Raw genomic sequence first — 6,280 nt, 5'->3', positions numbered from 1 at the left:
GTGGGACTGGGCGGGCTGGGCCACATGGGGGTGAAGATCGCGCGGGCGCTGGGCGCGCACGTCGTGGTGTTCAGCCAGTCCGACAGGAAGCGGAAGGACGCGCTCCGGCTGGGGGCGCATGAGCTGGTGGTGTCGTCGAACCCGGAGGAGATGGCCGCGCAGGCAGGCAGGTTCGACCTCGTCCTGGACACCGTCTCCGCGGTCCATGACGTCAATGCCTACCTGGGACTGTTGAAGCGCGACGGGCACCTGTCCGTCGTGGGCGTGCCTGAGCGGCCGCTGGGGGTCTCCGTCCTCCCGCTCCTCATCAAGCGCCTGGGCTTTTCCGGCTCCTCCATCGGGGGGCTGCCGGAGACGCAGGAGATGCTCGACTTCTGCGGCGAGCACGGCATCGTCTCCGACATCGAGTTGATTCCCATCCAGGACATCAACCATGCCTTCGAGCGATTGCACCGGGGCGACGTGAAGTACCGCTTCGTCATCGACCTGAAGAGCCTCCGGTAGCGCGGGCAGGCTCCAGGCGCGCAAAATCGATTCGGAAGCTTTCCTACATACTGCATCCTGATTCCGTCTGTTTCGCGCGAACGCGGCGGCGCCCATCCTTGCTGGCATCACGCAGGGAACCACTTCCAGGAGCCACGCCCCATGATTCCCGTTCGAGGTTACGCAGCACAGGACGCCCGCTCGCCCCTCACCCCATTCCAGTTCGAGCGCCGCGAGCCCGGCCCGCGCGACGTGCAGCTTGAAATCCTCTACTGCGGCGTCTGCCACACGGACCTGCACATGGCCCACAACGACTGGGGCGTCTCACCCTACCCCCTGGTGCCGGGACACGAAATCGTGGGCCGCGTGGTTCGCGTGGGCCGCGACGTGACGAAGCTCAAGACAGGGGACCTGGCAGGGGTCGGCACCATGGTGGACTCCTGCCGCACCTGTGAGGACTGCAAGGACGGCCTGGAGCAGTACTGCAAGGTCAGCGGCGTCCTGACGTACGGCGGCCGGGAGAAGGACGGGAAGACGGTCACCCAGGGCGGCTATTCGGAGACCGTCGTGGTGGACGAGCACTTCGTCCTGAAGGTCCCCGCGAACCTGGACCCGGCGGCCGTCGCGCCGCTCTTGTGCGCGGGCATCACCACGTACTCACCGCTGCGCCACTGGAAGGTGGGCCCCGGGATGCGCGTGGGCGTGGTGGGGCTGGGCGGACTGGGCCACATGGGGGTGAAGTTCGCGCGGGCCCTGGGCGCGCACGTCGTGGTGTTCAGCCACACCGACCGCAAGAAGCAGGATGCGTTCCGGCTGGGCGCGCACGAGGTGGTGGTGTCCTCGAAGCCAGAGGAGATGGCCGCCCAGGTGGGCAAGCTGGACTTCATCCTGGACACCGTCTCCGCGAACCATGACGTCAACGCCTACCTGGAGCTGTTGAGGCGCGACGGACACCTGGTGCTGGTGGGTTTCCCGGCCAGGCCCCTGGAGGTCACCGCCGTCTCGCTCCTGTCCCGGCGCGCGAGCTTCTCCGGCTCCGGTTCGGGCGGACTGCCGGAGACGCAGGCGATGCTCGACTTCTGCGGCGAGCACGGCATCGTCTCCGACATTGAGCTGATTCCCATCCAGGACATCAACGACGCCTTCGAGCGACTGCACCGGGGCGACGTGAAGTACCGCTTCGTCATCGACATGAAGAGCCTGACGTAGCGCGGGCTCGTCAGCCCCACCTCACGCCTGCGGGTGCACCTGGGGCCGGGCCTGTCCACGCAGCTTCACCACCTGGTACGTGGCGCCTGAGAGAAACGCCACCAGCAGGGCCGCCAGCGCCGACTGCACCAGCGGGGACTGCGGGCTGTCCGCGAGGGGCTGGCTCGCGGGCAGGCGGGTCAGCGTCTCATTGATGCCCGGCACCAGCAGCACCATGAAGCTGGCGGAGTAGGTCAGCATCCGCACGTAGGTCGTGGCGCGTCCGTCCCCCGGCTTGGGAGCGAACGCCCCCACCGCCATCAACAGCAGCGCGAGCAGGCCCAGCCCATGGCCCGGGTTGAAGCCGCCCGTGCTGGAGAGCCCGAAGGACGTCACCACCGACGTCACCATGCTGACGACGTAGGCCTTGCCCAGGCGGTTCGCGGGATCGATGCGCCCGTCGCGCAGGAAGGCCCAGACGCCGAAGACGATGGGGGGCAGGCTGACCACGGTGTGGAGGATGCCAAGCAGGGACATGGGGTTCGCCATGGGAGGACTCCGGACAGCAATGGGATTGGAAATCAGGCCAGCAGGTATTCGCGAATCATCACGCGGGCGCGGTGCAGGCGGCTCTTCACCGCGGGCACGTCCAGCTCCAGGCGCTCGCCAATCTCGCGGATGGACAGCTCTTCGAAGTCACGCAGCAACACGACCTGCACGTAGTGCGGAGGCAGCGACTCCAGCGCCGCCGCCAGGTCCATCCGCAGCGAGTCCGGCGTGTGCGCGGCCATCCACTGGTCGACGAGCGCCTCTTCGTACGGGTCCTGCTTGAAGGCCACGCGGCCCAGCCGGCGGCACTCGCGCTGCACCACCTTGAACATCCACCCGGAGAACGAGGCCAGCTTCCGGACCGCGCCCAGGTGACGCGCCATCACGAGCAGCGCTTCCTGGACCGCGTCGTCCACGTCGCTGATGAGGCAGCGCTGCTGCGCGTACCGCCGGAGGTTCGGTTGATAGACCTGGAGCAGCCGGGCCAGCGCGTCCAGGTCCCCGGCATGGGCCGCGACCAGCATCGCGTTGGGGGGTGTGGGCGAATCCATGGCGCGCCTTCGAACCTCGTGCGGTGGGGAAAATCCCCTTCGCAGGATAAGAGGCAGCCAGCGGGCGAATGGATTCGCGGCCCTGATTCTTTTTTCCGGCCCCTGGGCGCCAGGACACCCAACCCCTGGGAACCCCAGGGGTTTTCCCCACCCTGGCCCCGGCGTCTTCAGCGCCAGAGGTTGGTGCGCGCCAGCTCCAGCACCTCATTGGTGCGGCCGTTGAGCAGCGCCTTCACGCCGAACAGCGTGAAGCCCGCGGCCATGGAGGCGGTGATCTTCGGGGGCATCACCAGCTCCGCCTTGCTGACGACGGCGTCCACCAGCACCGGCCCGGGCGTCGCGAGCGCCTGCTGCACCGCCGCGTCCACGTCCCCCGGGTCCTCCACGCGCAGGCCCTTGATGCCCACGGCCTCCGCCAGCTGCGCGAAGTTGGGATTGCGCAGGGCGGTGCCCACGTCGAGCATGCCGCCCACCTGCTGCTCCATCGCCACGAAGCCCAGGGAGCTGTTGTTGAAGACCACGACCTTGATGGGCAGCCCCAGTTGCACGAGGCTGATGAAGTCCCCCATCAACATCGTGAAGCCGCCGTCTCCGGAGAAGGAGATGACCTGCCGGTCCGGGAAGGCCTTCTGCACGCCAATGGCCTGCGCCAGCGCGCTGGCCATGGAGCCGTGGTTGAACGAACCCACCAGCCGTCGCTGGCCCTTCATCGTCGCGTAGCGCGCGGCCCACACCGTGGGCAGGCCCACGTCACAGGTGAAGATGGCGCTGTCGGACGCCTGGAGGTCGAACGCGCGGGCCACCTGCGGCGGGTGGAGGGGCTTCTTGCCCACCGTGCCCCGGCCCAGCCCGTCCAATTCCTCGCGCGTCTTGCGGTAGTGCGCCAGCGCGCGCTCCAGGTGCTTCGTGTCCTTCTTCGCCTCGATGCGGGGCAGCAGCGCCTGGACCGTGGCGGCCACGCTGCCCACCACGCCCAGGTCCACCCGCGTGCGCTTGCCGATGTTCTCCGCGCGCAGGTCCACTTGGATGATGTGGGTGTCCGCCGTGTCCGGATAGAACTGCCGGTAGGGGAAGTCCGTGCCCAGCATCAGGAGCACGTCGCAGTCGATCATCGCCCAGTAACCGGACGCGTAGCCGATGAGGCCCGTGAGGCCCACGAAGTGCGGGTTGTCCTTCTCCACGTGCTCCTTGCCCCGGAGCGCGGAGACCACCGGCGCCTGGAGCTTGCGCGCCAGCTCCACCACCTGCGCTCCCGCGCCCTCGCAGCCCGCGCCGCACAGCAGCGTCACGCGCGCGCCGCTGTTGAGCAGCGAGGCCATCTGCTGCACCTGCTCCGCGGAAGGGGTCACCTGGGACGGGGACATTGACAGCGACTCCGGCGTGGGCGCCCGAGCGTCCTCCGCCTTCTGGAGCGCGACGTCCCCGGGGAGCACCACCACGGACACGCCCCGCTTGCCCACGGCATTGCGGACGGCGATCTCCGCCGTGCGCTGCATCTGGTTGGCCGCGGAGACCAGCTCGCAGTAGTGGCTGCACTCGCGGAAGAGCGACTCCGGATGCGTCTCCTGGAAGTAGCCGGTGCCCAGCTCCGAGGACGGAATCTGCGCCGCGATGGCCAGCACCGGCACCCGGCTGCGGTGACAGTCATAGAGGCCGTTGATGAGGTGCAGGTTGCCGGGGCCACAGCTTCCGGCGCACACGGCGAGCTGCCCGGTCAGGTGCGCCTCCGCGCCCGCCGCGAAGGCCGCGGCCTCCTCGTTGCGCATGGAGACCCATTCGATGTCACCGCGCTTGCGCAGGGCTTCGGTGAGGGCGTTCAGGCTGTCGCCCACCACCCCGTAGATGCGCTTCACCCCCGCGAGCGCCAGCACTTCCGCGAACTGGTCCGCCACCGTCTTCTTCATGGTCCACACCTCGCCAGGGCCCGGTCACCGCACGGCGAAGAAGATGTGCACCCTTCCCATACCCGGCGACCGGGCTGGCGGGCGTTGCCAACGCAAGGCTGGCTGCCCGCCCGGCCCGCTCAGGCCGCGCGGCTCAGGGGAAGCCGCTGAGGACGATCTTCCCCACGGTGCGGCCGGTCTCCACGGCCGCGTGCGCGCGCCGCAGGTTGGCGGCGGTGATGGGGCCGAAGTCCTGCACCATGGTGGTCTTGAGCGTGCCCGCGTCCACCAGGTCCGCCACGCTGTCGAGCAGCCGCTGCTGGGCGAGCGGATCCGCGTTGAAGAGCGCGCGGGTGAACATGAGCTCCCAGTGGAGCGCCAGGCTCTTGCGCTTCATCGCGGACACGTCGAGCGGCGACTGGGGATCGTCGATGATGCCCAGTTGTCCGAAGGGCGCCATCGCCTCCACGAGCTGCGCGAAGTGCTGCTCCGTCGCGGTCAGGGCCAGGACGTAGCGGACGCCTTCCGGCGCCAGCGCCAGGACCTGCTTCGCCAGGGGCTGCCGGTGGTCCACCACGTGGTGCGCGCCCTGCTCGGTGCACCACGCCACGGTCTCCGGACGCGACGCAGTGGCGATGACGGTGAGGTTCGTCAACTGACGGGCAAGCTGGGTGGCCAGGGAGCCCACGCCGCCCGCGCCGCCAACGATGAGCAGCGCGTCCTTCGGGGCCCCCTTCTCCCGGGACACGCCCAGCCGCTCGAACAGCAGCTCCCAGGCGGTGATGGAGGTGAGGGGCAGCGCGGCGGCCTGCGCGAACGACAGGCTCCTGGGCTTGCGTCCGACGATGCGCGCATCGACGACGTGCAGCTCGGAGTTGGTGCCCGACCGGGCGATGGAGCCTGCGTAGTAGACCTCGTCCCCGGGACGGAAGCGCTTCACGTCGGCGCCCACGGCCTCGACGACGCCGGCGGCGTCCCAGCCGAGCACGCGCGGCTCGGTCTCCACCTTCGCCTTGGGGGCACGCACCTTCGTGTCCACGGGGTTGACGGAGACCGCGTGCACGCGCACGAGCAGGTCACCGGGGCCGGGCGTGGGCGTGGGCAGCTCCACGTCGACGAGGGCTTCGGGATGGTCGCTGGGGAGGTACTTGTAGAGGGCAACGGCTCGCATGGGATTCTCCTTGCGTGCCAACATCGTCCTGAAGGTGGATGCGGACAAGTACGCACTATTTCGGCCAATAGGCACGAAAAGGGAACCATGGCCCGGCACAAGACCTACGAGTGCTCCGCGGGATGCCCCGTCTCAGCGACGCTCGACTTGATTGGCGGCAAGTGGAAGGGGCTCATCCTCTACCACCTGCTGGACGGCACGCTGCGCTTCGGGGAGCTGCGCAAGCACATCCCGGACGTGACGCAGCGGATGCTGACCCAGCACCTGCGCGAGCTGGAGGCGAGCGGGCTCGTGCACCGGCAGGTGTACGCGGAAGTCCCGCCGCGCGTGGAGTACAGCCTCACCGCGCAGGGTCAGACGCTGCGCGAGGTCATCCTCGCCCTGAAGCACTGGGGTGAGGCGTATCTGGGGCAGAAGAACCGCAAGCGGACGCTGACCGCCGTGGCCCGCTGAGG

The 6,280-nt window shown here is 68.9% G+C and carries 7 protein-coding genes; 3 read left to right on the top strand and 4 right to left on the bottom strand.

The features are described 5' to 3' along the window. Together D7X74_RS17715 and D7X74_RS17710 are read left to right on the top strand one after the other, a co-directional pair. The coding region (locus D7X74_RS17715; protein ID WP_147446595.1) for a zinc-binding dehydrogenase at nt 1–504 on the top strand (504 nt) is incomplete at its 5' end. A gap of 141 nt (nt 505–645) precedes the next feature. Continuing rightward, nucleotides 646–1,692 carry an NAD(P)-dependent alcohol dehydrogenase gene (locus D7X74_RS17710; protein ID WP_120534146.1) on the top strand — a complete coding sequence of 349 codons (1,047 nt, stop codon included), beginning with the start codon at nt 646–648 and terminating at the stop codon, nt 1,690–1,692. Between the two features lie 21 nt (nt 1,693–1,713). Here D7X74_RS17710 and D7X74_RS17705 read toward each other — a convergent pair whose 3' ends face one another. From D7X74_RS17705 to D7X74_RS17690, 4 genes are all read right to left on the bottom strand, one after another. Further along, nucleotides 1,714–2,220 (bottom strand): hypothetical protein, encoded by a 507-nt coding sequence (locus D7X74_RS17705; RefSeq protein ID WP_120534145.1) that lies wholly within the window; start codon nt 2,218–2,220, stop codon nt 1,714–1,716. Between the two features lie 32 nt (nt 2,221–2,252). Then, nucleotides 2,253–2,771, bottom strand: coding sequence for an RNA polymerase sigma factor (locus D7X74_RS17700; RefSeq protein ID WP_199732726.1), 519 nt, complete (start codon nt 2,769–2,771; stop codon nt 2,253–2,255). A 167-nt stretch (nt 2,772–2,938) separates the two neighbouring features. After that, nucleotides 2,939–4,675 carry a ubiquinone-dependent pyruvate dehydrogenase gene (gene poxB / locus D7X74_RS17695; RefSeq protein WP_120534143.1) on the bottom strand — a complete coding sequence of 579 codons (1,737 nt, stop codon included), beginning with the start codon at nt 4,673–4,675 and terminating at the stop codon, nt 2,939–2,941. Between the two features lie 133 nt (nt 4,676–4,808). After that, nucleotides 4,809–5,825: a zinc-binding alcohol dehydrogenase family protein gene (locus D7X74_RS17690; protein ID WP_120534142.1), complete on the bottom strand. Its 1,017-nt coding sequence runs from the start codon at nt 5,823–5,825 to the stop codon at nt 4,809–4,811. A gap of 87 nt (nt 5,826–5,912) precedes the next feature. On the opposite strand from D7X74_RS17690, the gene D7X74_RS17685 reads away from it, so the two are divergent. Beyond that, nucleotides 5,913–6,278 carry a helix-turn-helix domain-containing protein gene (locus D7X74_RS17685; protein WP_120534141.1) on the top strand — a complete coding sequence of 122 codons (366 nt, stop codon included), beginning with the start codon at nt 5,913–5,915 and terminating at the stop codon, nt 6,276–6,278. Nucleotides 6,279–6,280: the final 2 nt, after the last annotated feature.

Source organism: Corallococcus sp. CA047B (assembly GCF_003612065.1).
In the GTDB taxonomy this organism is placed as follows: Bacteria; Myxococcota; Myxococcia; order Myxococcales; family Myxococcaceae; genus Corallococcus; species Corallococcus praedator.
Note: the sequence above shows the minus strand (reverse complement) of the source record. Positions and strands in the feature narration are given on the sequence as shown.

Bases quoted from the DNA above. Each gene is read 5' to 3' on its own strand.
- D7X74_RS17700 (WP_199732726.1), bottom strand. From the start codon at position 2,771: ATGGATTCGCCCACACCCCCCAACGCGATGCTGGTCGCGGCCCATGCC.
- D7X74_RS17705 (WP_120534145.1), bottom strand. From the start codon at position 2,220: ATGGCGAACCCCATGTCCCTGCTTGGCATCCTCCACACCGTGGTCAGC.
- D7X74_RS17710 (WP_120534146.1), top strand. From the start codon at position 646: ATGATTCCCGTTCGAGGTTACGCAGCACAGGACGCCCGCTCGCCCCTC.
- D7X74_RS17690 (WP_120534142.1), bottom strand. From the start codon at position 5,825: ATGCGAGCCGTTGCCCTCTACAAGTACCTCCCCAGCGACCATCCCGAA.
- D7X74_RS17685 (WP_120534141.1), top strand. From the start codon at position 5,913: ATGGCCCGGCACAAGACCTACGAGTGCTCCGCGGGATGCCCCGTCTCA.
- poxB (WP_120534143.1), bottom strand. From the start codon at position 4,675: ATGAAGAAGACGGTGGCGGACCAGTTCGCGGAAGTGCTGGCGCTCGCG.